Origin of the sequence: Oceaniglobus roseus, assembly GCF_002869745.1 — a bacterium.
Classification (GTDB): Bacteria; Pseudomonadota; Alphaproteobacteria; order Rhodobacterales; family Rhodobacteraceae; genus Oceaniglobus; species Oceaniglobus roseus.
In genome coordinates, this window is the sequence record NZ_PNOS01000040.1 from 26,043 (window position 1) to 44,614 (window position 18,572).

Genomic DNA, 18,572 nt, shown 5'->3' on the forward strand with positions numbered 1-18,572 from the left:
GTCGGCCGGGCGGCCTGCTGATCTTGTTGTAACAACGGAACAAAAGGACCAGGGGCAGTGCCCCTGCACTGCCCCTCAGGTCGCTTGACCGATGTTCGATTTTATGTCCACGCGCAGGGAACCGGTACCGGATCCGGGCGTTGGAGGGGTGTCCCGATGCGGAAGCGATATCCCCAACCGCGCTTCTGCCTTCTCAGGCGCCGCTTCCCGTCCCGGAAGCGGCGTCACCTGACCGAAAGGGCCTCAGCGGCCCCAGCTGCGCACGGCGCCGCAGTCCATGTGCACGAAGTCGGACTTCGAATAGCGGCCCACGCCGCCCGCATGGCACGCCGCGGCGGCCTTCGCCATCTGGTTGACCGAACGCGACTGAAGCCGAAGGTCGGCCGCCTGTCCACGCAGGTGAAGGGAGTTCTTCGCCACACCGCTCGACCGGCTGCGCAGCATCGAGTTCGTCTCGGGCGAACGATAGCCGGACAGCAGCATGTAGGGCTCGTTCACATCCATCAGTCTGTGCGCGGCCGTCATGATGTCTACAGTGCGGCTGTCGATGTTCATCACCTTGTTGTTGCGCCAGTCGCGCATGAACAGGGTGATTTCCTTGAGGGCATCGGGAATGTACTTCCCTTCGATCCAGTAGACCATGTCGATGCTTTCGCCGGTGCGCCCGGAATACATCTTGATCCGTCGAATGTCGCCGGCCCCGCGCAGGAAGCCGAAGGCGTTGGCATAGGTCGGTGCGGCCACAACCGTGGTTGCAGCGAAGGCCCCCAACAACGCACGCCGCGTCAGGCCCTCAGAGCTTGCTTTCGTCATGAAGTTATCGTGTCCCGTTCTACCTGTGCCGCTTGGCGCGGCTTGTTTCACCTCATCCCCAGGTGATGTCCCCTCTATGGCACGATCGCCCATGGCGACCAAGACCCGAAGTCCGGGGTGAGGGATATATGCCGGGCATCGGCAAAAATTTGCTTAACGCGCAAGGGGGTGCCGGTTTCCGACCGCCGATGCAGCGAAGCCACAGGTGCCGCCTCTGTCACAAACGTGACTGGACACAACCAGTTGGCGCAACAAGGTGAAGTCACGACGCCGTTATCTGCCGCGGCGTCGTTGCCTGTTGTCCTGGAGATCCCGATTTGTCCCTTTCGCTGCCTGCTTTTCGTCCCGCCCTGCGCCGGAGCATCGCTGCTGCCCTTCTTTCCGCCGCCGCCCTTGCGCTGAACGCCCACGGCGCGCTGGCCCAGGTGACCGCCTTCAAGCAGGCGATCGCCGAGGGCGCCGCGCGCGACGACGCGTTGTCGGCCTTTTATCGCGAGAACGGCTACCAGCCGATCTGGGTCGGCGACGATGAGGACGACCTCAAGCGGCGCGCGGCCTTCCTGCAGGTGGTCGAGCGGGCGGGCGACCACGGGCTGCCCCAGGGCCGCTACGATGCCGCAACGATCCGCCGGATGCTCGGCACCGCCCGCAGCAGCCGCGACCGCGGCCGCGCCGAGGTCGAGCTCAGCCGGATGTTCCTGGCCTATGCCCACGACATCCACACCGGCATCCTCGAGCCGAAGCAGATCGACGAGACCATCGTGCGCGCGACGCCCGAACTCGACCCCCTCGACACCCTGCGCCGGTTCGAGACCAGCCTGCCGCTCGCCTTCCTGCGCAACCTCATGCCGACCTCGCCCGAATACGTCCGCCTGATCCGCGAGAAGATGCACCTGCAGGACGTCGTCGCCCGCGGCGGCTGGGGCCCCGAGATCGGCGGCAGCCGGATCGAGCCCGGCCAGAGCGGCGAGTCCGTCGTCGCCCTGCGCGACCGCCTGACCGCCGAGGGCTACCTGCGGCGCAGCGCGACCCAGGTCTACGACGACGAGATGCGCGCCGCCGTCGCGTCGTTCCAGGCCGACAACGGGCTGGAGCCCGACGGCGTCGCGGGCGGCACCACCATCGCCGCGCTGAACATTCCCCCGGAAGAGCGGATCGGCCAGATCCTCGTCGCGCTCGAGCGCGAGCGCTGGATGAACATCGAGCGCGGCAAGCGCCACGTCTGGGTCAACCTCACCGACTTCAAGGCCAAGATCATCGACGACGGCGAGGTGACCTTCGAGACCCGCTCGGTCATCGGCAAGGACGAATCCGGCTTCCGCACGCCCGAGTTCTCGGACGTGATGGAATACATGGTCGTCAATCCCAGCTGGTACGTTCCGCGCTCGATCGTGGTGAACGAATACCTGCCGCTGCTGCGCCAGAATCCCTACGCGGTGAGCTATCTCGAGATCACCGACCGCCAGGGCCGGGTGGTGAACCGAGGCCGCGGCTTCAGCCAGTACACCGCGCGCACCTTCCCCTACGCGATGCGCCAGGGCCCGTCCGAGCGCAACGCCCTCGGCCTCGTCAAGTTCATGTTCCCGAACAAGTACAACATCTATCTCCATGACACGCCGTCGAAATCCCTGTTCTCGCAGACCCGCCGCGCCTTCTCGCACGGCTGCATCCGCCTGAACGATCCCTTCGATTTCGCCTATGCCCTGCTCGCCCGGCAGAGCGACGATCCGGTGGGCGAGTTCCAGCGCCACCTGCGCAGCAAGGCCGAAAGCCGCATCAACCTGAAGGAGCCGGTGCCGGTGCACCTTGTCTACCGCACCGCCTACACCAAGCCCGAGGGCGGCATGGAATACCGCGGCGACGTCTACGGCCGCGACCGGCGGATCCTCGACGCCCTGCGCGCGGCCGGGGTGGCCATGCCGGGGATGGGCAGCTAACCTCCGCCCCGGATCCATCCGGGGTGAGACCATGCGCTTTTCCATATCCGACATCGCGGCCGCCCTCGGGGCCCAAGCCTTCGGCGACCTGTCGCTGACGCTGACCGGCGCGGCCGAACCCGCCATGGCCGGGCCCGACGACCTGGCCCTGGCCATGCAGCCGAAATACGCCGAGGGCCTCGCACGGGGGGCCGCCCGCGCCGCGCTGGTCTGGGAAGGCGCCGACTGGCAGGCGCTCGGCCTGGAGGCGGCGCTCGTCGTGCCGCGGCCCCGCTATGCGATGGCCCACCTCACCGCGCTGCTCGATTCGGGCCCGGCGATCCCGAAGGGCATCCACCCCACCGCCGTGATCGACCCCTCGGCCACCATCGGCGTCGGCGCGGCGATCGGCCCCCTCGTGGTGGTCGGCCCCGGCGCGCGGATCGGCGCGAACGCCCGCATCGCCAGCCACGTCTCGATCGAGGCGGGGGCGAGGATCGGCGACGACGCGCTGATCCTGAACGGCGCGCGGATCATGGCGCGCGTCGTGATCGGCGACCGCTTCATCGGCCAGCCCGGCTGCGTCATCGGCGGCGACGGGCTTTCCTTCGTCACCCCCGAGACCTCGGGGGTCGAACAGGCGCGAAGCTCCATGCGCGGCGCGGGCGCGGCGAAGAAGCAGTCCTGGACGCGCATCCATTCCCTCGGCTCGGTCCGGATCGGCAACGACGTGGAACTCGGCGCCAACGCCTGCATCGACCGCGGCACGATCCGCGACACGGTGGTGGGCGACGGCTGCAAGATCGACAATCTCTGCATGCTGGGCCACAACGTCGTGGTGGGGCGCGACTGCCTGATGGCCTCGATGACCGGCATCGCGGGGTCCACCGTGATCGGCGACCGCTGCGTCTTCGGCGGGCAGAGCGGCGCGGCCGACAACATCTTCATCGGCGACGACGTGATCCTCACCGGCGGCACCAAGGCCACCTCGAACGTGCCGCCGGGGCGGGTGATGATGGGCTATCCGGCGGTGAAGCTCGAACAGAACGTCGAGATGTACAAGGCGCTGCGGCGGCTGCCGCGGTTCCTTGCGCAGTTCGCCCAAAAAAGCGGTTCCAAAGCCGGTCCCGAGTGACTAGATCACCCGCGGGACAGCAGGTCGCAGGGGGCAGCACATGGACGAAGCCATCAGGGAGAAGGTCGTCCGCATCATCGCGGAGCAGGCCGTGGTCGAACCCTCGGACGTGAGCATGGACCAGACGCTCGAGGATCTCGGGATCGACAGTCTGGGCCTGGTCGAATCGATCTTCGCCATCGAGGAGGAGTTCGACATCCAGGTGCCCTTCAACGCCAACGATCCCAGCCAGAGCGATTTCGACATCTCCTCCGTCGCCGCCATCGTGACGGCGGTCGAGGGTCTCGTGGCGGACCGGAAGGCGGGATGAGACGGGTCGTCATCACCGGGGCCGGCACGATCAACGCCCTCGGTCACTCGGTCCCCGCCACGCTCGAGGCGATGCGCGAGGGACGCTGCGGCATCGGCCCGCTCGACTTCCGCGATGTCGAGCGTCTGTCCGTGCGCATCGGCGGCCAGGTCACCGACTACGACCCCGAGGCCGAGTTCAACCGACAGCAGATCGCCCTCTACGACCGCTTCACCCAGTTCACCCTGCTCGCCGCGCGCGAGGCGATCGCCCAGTCCGGCCTCGATTTCCACGGCGATCTCGCGGCCCGCGCCGGCGTCGTGCTCGGCACCGCCGGGGGCGGGGTTCAGACCTGGGACGAGAACTACCGCGCGGTCTACGAGGAGGGGAAGAACCGCGTCCACCCCTTCGTCGTGCCGAAGCTGATGAACAACGCGGCGTGCTCCCACGTCAGCATGGAATACAACCTGAAGGGCCCGTCCTTCACGGTCGCCACCGCCTGCGCCTCCTCGAACCACGCGATGGGTCAGGCCTTCGCCATGGTACGCTCGGGGATGACCCCGGTGATGGTCACCGGCGGATCGGAATCGATGCTCTGCTTCGGCGGCGTCAAGGCCTGGGAGGGCCTGCGCGTCATGTCGAAGGACGCCTGCCGCCCGTTCTCGCTCGGCCGCAGCGGCATGGTCCAGGGCGAGGGGGCGGGGATCTTCGTCTTCGAGGACTACGAGCACGCCCGCGCCCGCGGCGCCGAGATGCTGGCCGAGGTCGTCGGCTTCGCCATGACCTCCGACGCCGCCGACATCGTGATGCCCTCGAAACAGGGCGCGGCGCGCGCCATCGCCGGGGCGATGAAGGACGCAGGGGTAAGCCGCGACGCGGTCGGCTACATCAACGCCCACGGAACCGGCACGGCGGCCAACGACAAGACGGAATGCGCCGCCGTCGCCGATGTCTTCGGACCCCATGCCGATGCGCTGATGATCTCCTCGACCAAGTCGATGCACGGCCACCTGATCGGCGGCACCGGCGCGGTCGAACTGCTCGCCTGCATCATGGCGCTGAGGGATGGCGTGATCGCCCCCACCATCGGCTACGAGGAGCCCGATCCCGAATGCGCCCTCGACGTGGTCCCGAACGAGGCGCGCGAGGCGAAGGTCGATGTCGTCCTCTCCAACGCCTTCGCCTTCGGCGGCCTCAACGCCGTCCTGGCCCTCCGGAAGATCTGAGCGCGACACGCCATCGCGTCCGCCCTCCGCCGCGGCTCAACCCGGTGCTCAAGACCGGGCGCCCCGCCGGGCAGCCCCCCCGCACCCCCCATCTTTACTTTCCAAGTATCCCGGGGTCCGGGGCAGAGCCCCGGTCCGCCGCCGCCAAGGAGCGCCGTCTTCGCCTCAGCGCCCCTTCCAGACCGGATCCCGCTTCTCGGCGAAGGCCCGTGCGCCCTCCTTCTGGTCCTCCGAGCGGTAGAGCCGCTCGACCGTCGGGAACTGGCTCCTCGTGATCCTGTTCAGCGCGTCGCGGAAGGCCATGTCCTCGGCCTCGCGCAGCACCTCCTTGATCGCGGCGAAGACCAGGGGCGGCCCCGCCGCCAGCTCCGCCGCCAGCGTGCGCGCCGCGTCCATCAGCTCCGACCCCGGCAGCACCCGGTTGACGAGGCCCCACCGCGCGGCCTCCTCCGCGTCGATCCAGCGCCCCGTCAGCAGCATCTCCACCGCGATGTGGTAGGGGATGCGCCGGGGCAGCTTCAGCGTCGCGGCATCCGCCAGCGTCCCCGAGCGGATCTCGGGCAGGGCGAAGGTGGCGTGGTCGGCGGCCAGCAGCAGGTCGCAGGACAGCGCCAGCTCCAGCCCGCCGCCGCAGCAGATGCCGTTGATCGCCGCGATCACCGGCTTGTTCAGCCCCGGCAGCTCCTGCAGGCCGCCGAAGCCGCCGACGCCATAGTCTCCGTCCACCGCGTCGCCGTCGTTCGCCGCCTTCAGGTCCCAGCCGGGGCAGAAGAACTTCTCGCCCGCCCCGGTCAGGATCGCCACCCGCAGGTCGGGATCGTCGCGGAAGGCGGCAAAGACCTCGCCCATCCGCCGCGAGGTCACGAGGTCGATGGCGTTCGCCTTCCACCGGTCCAGGGTCACTTCCAGCACCGCGCCGTCGCGGCGGGTCTTCACGGGGTCGCTCATGTCAGGGCTCCTCTTGCGGCGCGGATCAGGGCGTCGGCGGCGATGGCGGCGGTTCCGGTGCAGATCAGCGGGTTGATCTCCACCTCCTGCACCGCGGCGCGGTTGGCGGCGACGAAGGCCTGCACCGCCAGCACCGCCGTCACCACTGCCTCCATATCCGCTGCGGGCGCGCCACGGAACCCGGTCAGCAGCGGGGCCGCGCGCAGCCGCAGCAGCGCCGCGCGGATCGCGGCCCCGTCCACCGGCAGCAGCAATGACACGGTGTCGGCGATCAGCTCGGCACGCGTGCCCCCGGCGCCGAGGGTCAGAACATGACCGTGGGCCGGGTCCGACACCACGCCGACCAGCAGCTCGCAGAGCGCGCCCTCCACCATCCGCTCGACCAGGAACGGGCCGTCCGGCATGGCGCGCGCGGCGTCGCGCACCGCGCCCGCATCGCGCAGGTTCAACGCCACCAGCCCCGCCTCGCTCTTGTGCGCCGCGCCGGTGCCCTTCAGCGCCACGGGAAAGCCGAGCGTTTCGGCCGCCTCCGCCGCGCCATCCCCGTCGGCCACACGGCGCCCCTCGGGCACCGCCAGCCCGTGACGGGCAAGGAGCGCCTTCGCCGCCGCCTCGTCCAGCGTTTCGGCCTCGGCCCGGTCGGCGGGCAGCAGGAGCGGGGGCAGGGGGCCCTTGTCTGTCCCCAGCCGCGCGGCGCAGGCGATGGCGGCCAGCCCCTCGGCCCCGCCGCAGAGCGCCGGGATGCCGCGGGCCGCGAGCGTCGTCACCTCGGCCTCCGGCATGTTCTCGGGCTGCAGGGCGAGCAGGGCCATGGGGATGCGTGTCGCCGCCCGCGTCGCCGCCACTGCCTCGTACACCTTGCGCCAGTCGGCGGGATCGCAGCGGTCGGCCCGCGGCAGGTCCAGCACCACGACGCCGAGCGCGAGGTCGCCCTGCATCATCGCGGTGAAGGCGCGCGTGGTGGCCGCGACGTCGCCCCAAACCCCGGTCTGGTAGTCGAGCGGATTGGCCAGCGCCGTGTTCGGCCCGAGCGCCGCGCGCAGGTCCGCCCTCTGCCGGTCGCCGAGCGACGGGAACACCAGCCCCGAGCCTTCCGCCATGTCCGCGACAAGGCTCGCCTCGCCCCCCGAGCAGGAGAGCGAGGCGATCCGGTTCGACCGGAGCGGCCCCGTGACGTGCAGCAGCTTCAACGTCTCGAGCAGCGCGGGCAGGGTGAAGACCTGCGCGATCCCGAGCCGCTCCAGCAGCGCCTTCGCCCCCGCGCTGCTTCCGGCGAGCGAGGCGGTGTGCGACAGCGCCGCCGCCTGCGCCCCTTCTGACAGCCCCACGCGCAGCGCGACGACGGGCTTGCCGAGGGCGCGGGCATGGTTCGCCAGCGCCTCGAAGGCGGCAAGGTCGTCGATCCCCTCGATGTGCAGGCCAAGCGCCGTGATCCGCGGATCTTCGAGCAGCGCGCGGCCCAACCGGCTCAGCCCGGTCTGTGCCTGGTTGCCGAGGGTGCCGACGAAGGCCAGCGGCAGGCCCCGCGTCTGCATGGTGAGGTTGCAGGCGATGTTTGAACTCTGCGCCAGGATCGCCACGCCGCGCTCGACCCGCGCGCCGCCGTGCTGGTCGGGCCAGAGCGCCGCCCCGTCGAGGTAGTTCAGAAGGCCATAGCAGTTCGGCCCAACGATCGGCATGTCGCCCGCCGCCGCCACCAGCCTGGCCTGCAAGGCGGTGCCGTCGCCCGTCTCGGCCTGGCTTTCGCCGAACTCCGCCGCGAAGCAGACCGCGCCGCCCGCGCCCATGGCGGCAAGTTCCTCCACCAGCGCGACGGTCGCATGCCGGTTCACGCCGAGGAAGCAGGCGTCGGGGGGGGCGGGCAGGGCGGAAAGAGACGCGTACACCGGCAGCCCGTCCACTTCGGTACGCGTCGGGTGCACGGGCCAGAGCGCGCCGTCGAAGCCGATGGCGCGGTTCGCCGCCACCACGTTCGCACACCATGCGCCCCCGCCGACGATGGCGATGGAGCGGGGCTTCAGCAGCCGGCCCAGAGCGCCCATCACGCCCCCAGCGGACGCAGCAGGTCGCGGGCGATGATGTGGCGCTGGATCTCGGAGGTGCCGTCCCAGATCCGCTCGACCCGCGCGTCGCGCCAGAACCGCTCGATCGGCAGGTCGTCCATCAGGCCCATGCCGCCGAAGATCTGCAGCGCCCGGTCCGTCACCCGCGCCAGCATCTCCGAGGCATAGAGCTTGGCCGACGCGATCTCGCGGTTCGCGGGCAGGCCCTGGTCCAGCCGCCAGGCCGCGGCGAGGGTCAGCCAGTCGGCGGCGTCGATCTCGGTCACCATGTCGGCGATCTGGAAGCCGACGCCCTGGAACTTGCCTATCTGCTGCCCGAACTGCTTCCTCTCCGCCGCGTGGGCCAGCGCCATGTCGAACACCCGCCGCGCCCGGCCCACGGCCATGGTGGCCACGGTGATCCGCGTGGCATAGAGCCATTCGTTCATCACCGCGAAGCCGCCGTCGACCTCGCCCAGCACCTGCGCGTCGGGCAGGCGGCAGCCGTCGAAGTCGAGGATGCAGTTGGCATAGCCCCGGTGCGAGACCGAGCGGTAGCCGGGCCGGATCGTGAAGCCCGGCGTGCCGCGGTCCACGAGGAAGCAGGTGATCCGCTTCTTCGGGCCGTGCGGCGTGTCGTCCACCCCCGTCGCCACGAAGACGATCACGAAATCCGCGTGGTCCGCGCCCGAGATGAAATGCTTGGTCCCGTTCAGCACCCAGTCGCCGCCCTCGCGCACGGCGCTGCAGCTCATCCCCCGCACGTCCGAGCCTGCGCCGGGTTCGGTCATGGCGAGGGCATCCATCCGCTCGCCCCGCACGGCGGGCAGGAGGTAACGCTCGATCTGATCGCCGGTGCAGGCCATCAGGATGTTCTGCGGCCGTCCGAAGAAATGCGTCAGCGCCATGGACCCGCGGCCGAGTTCCCGCTCGACCAGCGCGAAGTCGAGATGCGACAGGCCCGCACCGCCCACGGACTCTGGGAAGTTGCAGGCGTAGAAGCCGAGATCGATCACCTTGCGCTTGATCCCGGCGGCCAGGTCCGGCGGCACCGCGCCGGTGCGCTCGACCTCGGCCTCGTGCGGGTAGATCTCGCGCTCGACGAAATCGCGCACGGTCGAGACGATCATCTCCTGCTCGTCGCTCAGTCCGAAGTGCATCCTTCCCTCCCTCCGCGCGCGGCGCGTGCCGTAAGGTCACGTCCACACCGGGCGATGTCAGCACTTGGCGGCGCCGGACGCCAGCGGTATTTCCGAAATGGAGACGATCTGCACCGCCTTCGTGCCAAACCGTCCAAACCCGCCATTTTCCGGCGGTGGAAGGACCGGGATCGCGGGAGCTGCGTCGTCGCCGCCCGAAAGACGATTGAAGATTCCGCCCGCGACTATTTCGAGAATTGATCCAAGTAGAGGTGAAACAGTGTGTTTCTGGCGGTTTTCCGCAAATTTGGCACGAAACACGCAATAAATTGCAAGCCGCAGAAACGATCGCGATGCCCGCGACGTGGCTGACGGCGCTTCATTCATTGTGACGGTCCGCTGCCTGTGCCCTGTCGAACATCCTGCCGCCCACGCCTTTCGCCGCACCTCCCGGGCGCGGTATGGCGCCCGTGCGGCAGGGGCGGCGGCAACGCGGCCGCCCGGGGGACAGGGACGTGAAGGACTTCGCAGACGAGAGCTTTCCGCTGTCCGCGGCCGGTGCCGACGCGCTGGCCGGCGGGGCGATCGGCGGCCGGGCGACACTTCTCTCCCTGCTCTCGCCCGAGGTGGCCGCCGCCCGCGCCGCCCCGTCGCACCCGTTCCGCGCCGACCGCACCGGCACGGCTCCCGAGGGATGGTATGCCGCCCACGGCAAGCGTCTGGCCGACATCGTCTTCGTTCTCTTCTGCGCGCCGCTCATCCTCGGGGTGGTCGCCGTCTGCGCGCTGGCGCTCTGGATCGAGGGCGGGCAGCCCTTCTATCGCCAGCAACGGCTGGGGCGCGACGGGCGGAGCTTCTCGATCCTGAAGCTGCGCACGATGGTGCGCGATGCCGATGCCTGCCTCCAGCGGCATCTGGAGCGCGACCCGGCCCTGGCGCTGGAATGGGCGATCTCCCAGAAGCTGAAGCGCGATCCGCGGATCACACGCGTCGGGGCGCTGCTGCGGGCGACATCGCTCGACGAGATGCCGCAGTTCTGGAACGTGCTGACCGGCGACATGAGCATCGTCGGCCCGCGCCCGATGATGCCCGGCCAGCTGGCGCTGTACGGCGATACGGCCGCCTATTTCGCGCTGCGCCCCGGGATCACCGGGTTCTGGCAGGTGTCGGCGCGCAACCAGAGCCATTTCTCGTTCCGCTCGGAGATCGACGCGCAGTACCGCCGTCACATGTCGCTGGCCTGCGACCTCGGTGTGATGCTGCGCACGGTCGGGGTCATGCTGCGCCGGACGGGATATTGAAACCGCGCCCGATCCGCCCACGTTACCGGCACGGGCCAGATCCTTTCGCCGCCGCGCCACACGCGCGCCCAGATTGCCCGGCAGGGTCGCGCCGAGTCGACCGTGGCCGGGGCCGCGGCCGGGCGCATCCCGGAGCGCGGACCGGAGCGCAGACGGGGGAAGGGACAGGGCCGCAATGAACGACATGTCAGCGCCGCCGACCGGACGTGCGGCCTCCGCGGATGCCGCCGGAGACCATGATCCGGAGGTCTGGCCCGAGGAAGACGATGCCATGGCGGATCACCGCAAGCCCCGCGACCGGCTGACAAGGGACAGCGACTGGGTGCGCAGGCTGAACGACGTGGTCGAGCGCGCGGCCCGGGTGTCGGTGTTCACCGGGCAGCCCCCGGGCGCCCCCGCGCTGCCCGCGGCGCGCACCGCAGCGGCGGCGAACCGTCAGCTCGTCACCCGTCCCGAAGGCTGGGGCGCGCTTGGCGAGGTGCGCCCGCGCACCCGCAAGCTGCGCGAATCGGGGGCGCCGCTGGTGTCGTTCTACCGTGACGATCCCGTGGCCCACGCCTTCGACGTGCTGCGCACCCGGCTGGTGCAGACGCTGCGCCAGAACGGCTGGCGGCGCGTCGCCGTGGCCGCGCCCGACGCAGGCGGCGGCACCACCTTCACAGCTGTGAACCTCGCCCTCAGCCTCGGGCGGATCCCGGGCAGCCGCACCCTGCTGATGGACATGAACCAGAAGCGCCCCGGAGTCGCCGCCGCGCTCGACATCGGCTGGACCGTGGCGATGCGCGAGTTCCTGAGCGGCGCCTCGCACCTTTCGGACCACATCGTGCGCTCGGGCGAGACGCTGGCGCTCGGGCTCGGGGCGGACAGCTTCCAGGACGGCGCGGACCTGCTGCACGACCCGGTCACGGCGACGATCATCGACGGCGCGATCGACGTGCTGAAGCCGGACGTCGTGCTCTACGACATGCCCGCAATGCTGGAACAGGACGACCTCGGGGCGATGCTGCCGCAGCTCGACGGCGTGCTGCTGGTCTCCGACGGCACCCGCACAACGGCGCGGCGGATCGCGGAATGCGAGCGGCTGATCGGCGGGCGGACCCAGCTTCTGGGCGTGATCCTGAACCGCGCCCGTCCGCCGATCCTGGGGCGGGGCTGAGCATGGCGCCGCGACCGGGGCCCGGTCCGGTCGGGCCGGTCGGCGGGCGCGGGCTCGCCTAGACTCCGCGGCGCGGAAAGGGACGGACGGATGGGACCGATCTATACACTCGACGACGTCATCGACATGGTGCGCCGCCACCTTCGCCTGATCCTCGGGCTGGTCCTGCTCGGCTGCGCGGTGTCGGTCCTCTACGCGCAGCACACGCCGCACCTCTACCGCTCGTCCGAGACGATCCAGATCGAACGGCCGAAGATCGCGAACGACCTGGCGGCCAGCACGGTCGAGGGGTCGTCGGCGCGACGGCTCCAGCTGATCCAACAGCAGATCATGTCGCGCGGCAGCCTGATCGGGCTGATCGAGAATTACGGCCTCTACCGCGATCTCCCGGCCCTGACGCTGAGCGAGAAGGTGGACCTGCTGCGCCGCTCGATCCGGATCGACGGCGTCGCCGCGGCGCGCGAGGGCTTCGCCGACGACGGCACGATCTCGATGCTGACGGTGACGGCCGAGATGCCCTCGCCCGAGCTGGCCCAGCAGATCGCGACCGAGATCTCGAACCGCACCATCGCCCAGTCCACCTCCGAGCGGCTGGACCAGTCGCAGGCGACGCTCGACTTCTTCCGCCGCCGCGAGGAGGGGCTGAAGGCGGATCTCGCCGCGCTCGAGGACCGCATCGCCGCCTTCCGCAACGACAACAAGCTGGCGATCGAAGGCAGCGTGGAGTTCAACCGGACCGAGGTGGCTACGCTGAACCAGCAGCTTCTCGACCTGGCGCGCGAGCGCATCCGGGTTCAGCGCGAGCTGGACCAGGTGGGCGCCGTCCAGACCCGCCGGGCGACGGCCGAGCAGAAGCGCGCCGAGCTCAATGCCGAGCTTGCGGCGCTCGACGCGCAGCGCGAGCTGCTGAACGCCCGGCTGGAGGAGCTGACGAAGACGCTCGACACCTCCCCCGAGGTCGAGCGCCAGCTTGCCGATTTCGAGCGCGACCGCGAGACGCTCCAGGACCAGCTGAACGTCGCGGTCGCGCGGCGCAGCGATGCCGAGATCGGGCTCAGGCTCGAATCCCGCAACAACGCCGAGAAGCTGACGGTGATCGAGGCGGCGGTGATGGCGGATTACCCGTTCACCCGCAGCCGCAAGGTGACGGTCTTGATGGGCGCGCTCGCCAGCCTCGTCGCGGCCCTTGGCGTCGCCTTCCTGCTGGAGCTGCGCAATCCCGTGATCCGCACCGCCGGGCAGATGCGGCGCGAGACCGGGCTCGACCCCGTGGTGTCGATCCCGGTGCTGAAGACGAAGGTCTGGCGCCCGTCGCTTCGCGCGCGCATCGCCGGGTTGCTGCCGGGGGGGCGGCGCAGGCTGGCCCCGCCGCAGGACTGATCAGCCGTTGAACAGCGCCGCGACCGGGGCGGCGTGCAGCCACAGGGCCCCCGCCGCCAGCGCACCGCCGAGCCCGAAGAACAGCGCGTCGTGGAGCGGATCCCAGACCCGGTGGGTGACGGCGAGCCAGACCAGCACGGGATGCACCAGCAGCAGCGACAGTCCCATGGCGACCAGCGCGCCGATCAGGCCGAACTGGCTGACCCCGACCAGCAGCAGCCCGACCTGGAGCACGGCGCGCGCCGAGGTGAAGACGAAGAAGCGCCGTGAATCCCCCGCCGCCAGCGCCGCCTGGTCGTAGGACAGCCCGATCACCTGCGGGATCTGCGCCACGGCCAGGATCACCAGGATCGCCCCCGCCGCCGTATAGCGCGCATCGTACAGCAGCCCGACCAGCGCGGGGCCGAAATAGGCCATCAGCAGCAGCAGCGACAGCACCGCCGCCGACAGCCCGTAGCGCAGCTTCCTCAGCTTTCGCGCGTTCGCGGGGGAGTCGGCCGGGGGCGTGTCGCGGTAGACGGGGATCAGCACCTTGCCCACCACCGCGAGCCCCAGCGACAGCGGGAAGGAGGCCAGGAAGTAGCCGATGTTGTAGACGCCGAGGGTTTCGAGCGGCAGGAACTTCCCGAGGATCGCCTTGTCGCCCTGCGAGCTCAGGAACCAGGCCGCCGTCGACAGGAAGATCCACTTGCCGAAATGGATCAGCTCCTGCGCGCAGGAGGGCTCCCACCGCAGCCGGTTGGCGGGGCCGGGCAGGCCGTAGTGGGTCAGCGCCAGCTTCGCCGCCGTGCCGATCACCCCGCCCACGACCAGCGCGAAGACCGATCCCGTGGCCCAGGCCAGCAGAACCATCGCGGCGATCCCGATGGCCTGCGCGGCAAGGTCGAGCAGCGTCAGCCGCCCGATCAGCAGGTGGCGCTGCGCCGTCTCGATCCGCGTCGGGTTGAACCCCGCGATGGCGAGCGAGATGCCGGCGACCGGGAGGTAGAGCGCAAGCTCGGGCGCGTCGTAGAACCGCGAGACGGGCCACGCCAGCAGCGCCGACAGCAGCCAGAGCCCGAAGCCGCGGATCATCTGGATCGTCCAGGCGGTGTTCAGGAAATCCGGATCGTCCCCGCGCCGGCTCTGCGAGATCGAGGGGCTGATGCCGACGTCCGAGAACATGGCGAGGCCCACCGTCACCACGCCGACCAGCGCCATGATCCCGAAGGCCTCGGGGAACAGCAGCCGCGTCAGCACCAGGTTCGACAGGAGCCGCATGCCCTGGCTGCCGCTGTAGCCGACAAGGATCCAGGACGAGCTGCGCAGCGCCCGCGACAGCAGCTGATTCCCCCGGAAAGCGGCCAGGACGCCCTGCATTGCGATTTCCCCATCGCCGCCTCTGCCGGGCGGCCACCTCGGGCCCTGATGGCACGGATGGGGCGGGACGAAAAGAAAAACCCCGGAACCGCCACGGCAAGGGCACAGTGTCGTGATGTGACGCCGATTGTAACGATCCGGGCCGCGCGCCCCGGACCCCCACCGCGAAGGCCGCCCGATGAAGATCGCCTATGTCCTCAACACCTACCCGCAGCCGTCGCAAAGCTTCATCCGCCGCGAGATCCACGCGCTGGAGCGGTCCGGGGTCGGGATCCTGCGCCTTGCCATGCGCCGGTTCGAGGGGCCGCTCGTCGATCCGCGGAACGAGGGCGAGCGGCAGCGCACGCATTACGTGCTGGAGCAGGGGGTGGCGCGCCTGCTCTGGGCCGTGCTGCGCCGCATGGTGAAGGCGCCCGGCGCGTTCCTGACCGCCCTCGGGCTGACGGTGCGGATGATCCGCACCGCGGGCGCCGATCCGATCCGCCACCTGTTCTACCTCATCGAGGCCGCCTATGTCGCCGAACGCTGCGCGGCCGAGGGCGTCGAACATCTGCACGCCCATTTCGCCACCAACTCCGCCGCCGTGGCGATGCTGGCGGCGACGTTGTCGGGGCTGCCGTTCAGCTTCACCATGCACGGCCCCGAGGAGTTCGACGCGCCCGAGGCGCTGTCGCTGCCGCTGAAGCTGGCCCGTGCCGACCTCAGCGTCGCCGTCAGCCAGTTCGGCCGCTCGCAGCTCTATCGCTGGGCGGGGTTCGAGCACTGGCCGAAGATCAGGGTCGTGCAGTGCGGCATCGAGCCTTCGGTCTTTCCCGAACCGACGCCGCTGCCGGAGGGGCCGCTGCGCCTTGTCACCATCGGCCGCTTCGTCGAGCAGAAGGGCCAGATGACGTTGGTGCTGGCGATGGCGCGGCTGAGGGACAGCCACCCCGACATCCGCCTGACCCTCGTCGGCGACGGCCAGATGCGCCCGGACCTCGAGGCGGCGATCCGTCGGCACGGGCTGGAAGACCGCATCGCCCTGACCGGCTGGGTCGACGAGGCGCGGGTGAACGCCGAGCTTGCCTCGGCCCATGCCCTTGTCATGCCGAGCTTCGCCGAGGGTCTGCCGATGGTGCTGATGGAGGCGATGGCGACGGGGCGTCCCGTCATCTCGACCTATATCGCCGGCATTCCCGAACTGGTCACGCCCGAGATCGGCCTGCTTGTCCCCGCGGGTGACGTCGAGGCGCTGGCGGCTGCGCTGGTCGGGATGGCGGGGATGGCGCGGGAGCGGATGCTGGCCATGGGCCTTGCCGGGCGCGCCCGCGTGCTGGAACGCCACGACGTCGACCGCGAGGCGGCGAAGCTGCTCGGGCACATCCGGGCGCTGAAAGGGCGGGGCTGACGGCCTAGCGCCCCCTTACCCAGCCCTCGCGCCCGCCCCGCGGCGGCAGTCTGACCGCCGCGCCGACGGCGGCATAGACGGCGAAGCCCGCGGGATCGCGCAGCAGCCGCGTCACCAGCCCGCGCACCCCGACCGCCGCCTTGTCGTCGTTGGCCGGGAGGGCGGGGAAGAGGCGGGCGATCTCGGCCACGCCACGGTCCTGCCGCCGCCGCACCCGCACGAGGTTCGCGAACCCCTCGACCATCGGCCAGCTGTAGGTCGCGGGCACGCGGACCCGCTCGGCCGGGGCGAAGCTCAGCCGCACGAAGGTGTCGTCGGAGACGATGTCGGGGAAGGCGCCCCACCGCTGCCGGCCCGCCGCGTTCACCGCGTAAAGGCCGAAGCCCGGAACACCCGTCGCGAAGAAGGGCAGCGTGGCCCAGAACCGTCCGTACGCCCGCGTGACGCCATTGTCCGCCGCCGCCACCTGCGGCGTGCCGCTGGCATAACGGGGCGTCCCGGTGTCGAGCGCCGCGGCGATCTGGGACAGGAGCGGCGGGCTCACCACCACGTCGGCGTCGAGATAGGCGCGCGGGCCGAACCGCGCCGCGGCGTCGCCGAGGTTCAGCGCGTTCAGCTTGCCGCCTGTCGCCGTCTCGATCACCTCCAGCCGCCAGCCCTTCGCCGCGAAGTCAGCCGCGAACCGCCGCGCCACCTCGGCCGTCGCGTCGCGGCAGGCGTTGGCGATGACGATCACCTCCGCCCCGGCAAGGTCCGAGGCCAGCAGCGCCGCGAGGCAGGGGCCGAGGTAGTCCGCCTCGTCATGGGCGGGCAGGATCACCGACAGGCTCACCGGCCCGCGTCCCTTGCGCGCTCCAGCGCCCGCCAGCGCGGGTTGTCGTCGCCGAGAAAACGCTTGGCGCCCCAGCTGCCCCATTTCGTCGGCGCGTAGACGTCGCTGTAGGCGGTGAAGACCCCGGCGCCGAGCGCCCGCCAGCCCGCCAGCAGCGCGTCGTAGATCGCGCCCATCTCGGGGCTGTAGTTGAAGTGGATCAGGAAGTCGGTCATCGCCGCGTCCTCGACCACCGGGCCGATCCCGACGACATGGCTGCCGCCTTCGTAGACCACCAGCTCCAGCCCGTAGCGCCGCGCCACCTCCGCATGGTAGGGCCAGACGCGGCTCACGAGGTCGGGCAGGGCGGTTTCGAGCTGTCCCGACACGCTGCCGTCGAGGATGTCCTGCCCGGCCAGCGCCGAGGCGAGGTCGTAGCGGTGCGCGGCGATGTAGCCGTCGCGCGCTTCGCCGGCGAGGTTCCGCTCCGTCGCCTCCGCCTCTGCCGCGGCACGGCTCTTCGCCAGCCAGCCTTCGACCGTGGCAAGATCGGCCTCGTTGCCGAGGATCCCGCCGAAGTAGCCCGACACGGCATAGGCGTCGAAATAGGCGGCGGGCGGTGCCGTCACCCCCGGCTCGGCCGTCCAGAGCGGCGCGGTCAGGATCGCCTCTTCCAGTCCGAGCCAGCCGGTGTGCGTGGCGATCACGTTCACCAGCCTGTCGGCGGGCATCACCGAGGACCAGATCCGCGCCACCTCGGCCGCGCGCATCCCGTGGAACTGCGCCGCCGCGTCCCGCACGCCCCACCGCGCCTCGGCCCCGTCCGCCGCCCAGACCGCCTGCGGGAAGGCATAGTTCCAGACCTCGTTCGAGAACTCCACCATCGCCCGCCGCCCGGGCGCGAGCCGCTCCTTCACCGCCTCGGCGAAGCGGCGGACATAGGCGTCGTCGGCGAGGTGGGGCATGTTGAACCATGGATCCGCGCCCACGGCGTTCGCGAGATCCACCATCACCTCGACCGGCACGCCCCTCCGCGCATAGGTCGCGTCATCGACCCGCGGCCGGTTCTCCCAGGCCGACTGGGTCGATCCGTTGGTGCCCATCCAGTCCATGAACCGCAGGACGGTCATGCCGTCGAGAAGCGCCAGGAACGCCGGGTTGAACCGCGCGCCCGCGTCGTAGGCGGCGGCCTGGTCCTCGCGCATCACGGTGATGGCGCGGACATGGTCGCCGGTGCCCGCGGGGTCCGAGCGCTGGATCCGGATCTCGACCGCGCCGGGGCCGGGCGCATAGTTGAAGCGCACCTCGTTCGGCCCGTAGCGGACGTTGGACACCCGGCCGCCGACCTCGACGATGCCGCGGCCCTCGAAGCGCAGGACATGGCGCCCGGCAAGGCCGGTGGCGGCCTCCGGCATGTCGGTCAGGATCAGGGTGCCGATGCTGCCGAGATCGTGCGGCACCGACCGGGGCCAGCCCTGCGCGTCGAACAGGCCGTCCGCCTCCATCTCCTCGTAGCCGACGCCGCCGAAGCGGCCCGGCAGATGGCCGATCCAGGAGCGCGCGGTCTTCATCAGGTCGATGAAGGACTGTTCCGTGCTCCAGTCGGCGATGCCCGAGAGCCCGATGCCGAGCCCCCCGGTGCGGGGCGTCACCGGCGCGGTGGCGGGGGG

At 70.5% G+C, this 18,572-nt stretch carries 15 protein-coding genes and 1 pseudogene; 8 read left to right on the plus strand and 8 right to left on the minus strand.

Features of this window, described 5'->3' with window-relative positions:
- Positions 1-243 precede the first annotated feature (243 nt).
- Positions 244-813, minus strand: a complete 570-nt coding sequence (gene mepK, locus A7B20_RS17420; protein WP_102109859.1) for a peptidoglycan L,D-endopeptidase MepK — start codon at positions 811-813, stop codon at positions 244-246.
- Positions 814-1,130: 317 nt separating this feature from the next.
- Between mepK and A7B20_RS17425 the strand changes: the two genes are divergently transcribed.
- The 4 genes from A7B20_RS17425 to A7B20_RS17440 are packed head-to-tail and all read left to right on the plus strand — an operon-like array spanning position 1,131 to position 5,379.
- On the plus strand, positions 1,131-2,750 hold the full coding sequence (locus A7B20_RS17425) for a L,D-transpeptidase family protein (protein ID WP_245867066.1): 1,620 nt from the start codon (positions 1,131-1,133) through the stop codon (positions 2,748-2,750).
- A gap of 31 nt (positions 2,751-2,781) precedes the next feature.
- Positions 2,782-3,864 carry a UDP-3-O-(3-hydroxymyristoyl)glucosamine N-acyltransferase gene (locus A7B20_RS17430; RefSeq protein ID WP_102109860.1) on the plus strand — a complete coding sequence of 361 codons (1,083 nt, stop codon included), beginning with the start codon at positions 2,782-2,784 and terminating at the stop codon, positions 3,862-3,864.
- A gap of 40 nt (positions 3,865-3,904) precedes the next feature.
- Positions 3,905-4,174: an acyl carrier protein gene (locus tag A7B20_RS17435; protein WP_102109861.1), complete on the plus strand. Its 270-nt coding sequence runs from the start codon at positions 3,905-3,907 to the stop codon at positions 4,172-4,174.
- Entirely contained in the window at positions 4,171-5,379 is a 1,209-nt protein-coding gene (locus A7B20_RS17440; protein ID WP_102109862.1) for a beta-ketoacyl-[acyl-carrier-protein] synthase family protein, read from the plus strand. Before A7B20_RS17435 ends, A7B20_RS17440 begins: the two co-directional genes overlap by 4 nt.
- 165 nt (positions 5,380-5,544) lie before the next feature.
- Here A7B20_RS17440 and A7B20_RS17445 read toward each other — a convergent pair whose 3' ends face one another.
- Genes A7B20_RS17445 through A7B20_RS21340 form a run of 4 tightly spaced genes read right to left on the minus strand, consistent with a single transcriptional unit; the run spans position 5,545 to position 9,895 of the window.
- On the minus strand, positions 5,545-6,327 hold the full coding sequence (locus A7B20_RS17445; protein WP_102109863.1) for a carnitinyl-CoA dehydratase: 783 nt from the start codon (positions 6,325-6,327) through the stop codon (positions 5,545-5,547).
- A complete protein-coding gene (locus A7B20_RS17450) occupies positions 6,324-8,369 on the minus strand; it encodes an acetate--CoA ligase family protein (RefSeq protein WP_102109864.1) in 2,046 nt (681 codons plus the stop codon). The genes A7B20_RS17445 and A7B20_RS17450 overlap by 4 nt, the downstream gene beginning before the upstream one ends.
- Positions 8,369-9,529, minus strand: a complete 1,161-nt coding sequence (locus A7B20_RS17455) for an acyl-CoA dehydrogenase family protein (RefSeq protein ID WP_102109865.1) — start codon at positions 9,527-9,529, stop codon at positions 8,369-8,371. Before A7B20_RS17455 ends, A7B20_RS17450 begins: the two co-directional genes overlap by 1 nt.
- Positions 9,530-9,586: 57 nt before the next feature.
- Positions 9,587-9,895 (minus strand): hypothetical protein, encoded by a 309-nt coding sequence (locus A7B20_RS21340; protein ID WP_157937719.1) that lies wholly within the window; start codon positions 9,893-9,895, stop codon positions 9,587-9,589.
- Between the two features lie 128 nt (positions 9,896-10,023).
- Between A7B20_RS21340 and A7B20_RS17460 the strand changes: the two genes are divergently transcribed.
- The 3 genes from A7B20_RS17460 (at position 10,024) to A7B20_RS17470 (ending at position 13,345) form a co-directional block, all read left to right on the plus strand.
- Positions 10,024-10,809: a sugar transferase gene (locus A7B20_RS17460; protein WP_245867069.1), complete on the plus strand. Its 786-nt coding sequence runs from the start codon at positions 10,024-10,026 to the stop codon at positions 10,807-10,809.
- 175 nt (positions 10,810-10,984) lie between these two features.
- Positions 10,985-11,965, plus strand: a complete 981-nt coding sequence (locus A7B20_RS17465) for a P-loop NTPase family protein (protein WP_102109867.1) — start codon at positions 10,985-10,987, stop codon at positions 11,963-11,965.
- Positions 11,966-12,055: 90 nt separating this feature from the next.
- The gene (locus tag A7B20_RS17470) at positions 12,056-13,345 is read left to right on the plus strand and encodes a GumC family protein (protein WP_109791160.1); all 1,290 of its coding nucleotides are present in this window, start codon (positions 12,056-12,058) and stop codon (positions 13,343-13,345) included.
- On the opposite strand, the gene A7B20_RS17475 is transcribed toward A7B20_RS17470, so the two are convergent.
- Positions 13,346-14,704, minus strand: coding sequence for an oligosaccharide flippase family protein (locus A7B20_RS17475; RefSeq protein WP_102109868.1), 1,359 nt, complete (start codon positions 14,702-14,704; stop codon positions 13,346-13,348).
- Between the two features lie 178 nt (positions 14,705-14,882).
- Here A7B20_RS17475 and A7B20_RS17480 point away from each other — a divergent pair, with 178 nt between their 5' ends.
- On the plus strand, positions 14,883-16,091 hold the full coding sequence (locus tag A7B20_RS17480; protein WP_102109869.1) for a glycosyltransferase family 4 protein: 1,209 nt from the start codon (positions 14,883-14,885) through the stop codon (positions 16,089-16,091).
- 4 nt (positions 16,092-16,095) lie between these two features.
- Here the strand turns inward: A7B20_RS17480 and A7B20_RS17485 are convergent, their stop codons facing one another.
- Entirely contained in the window at positions 16,096-16,923 is an 828-nt protein-coding gene (locus A7B20_RS17485) for a glycosyltransferase family 2 protein (RefSeq protein ID WP_245867072.1), read from the minus strand.
- A pseudogene (locus A7B20_RS17490) lies at positions 16,920-18,572 on the minus strand (hypothetical protein); the annotation flags it as partial. The gene A7B20_RS17485 and the pseudogene A7B20_RS17490, both read right to left, overlap by 4 nt.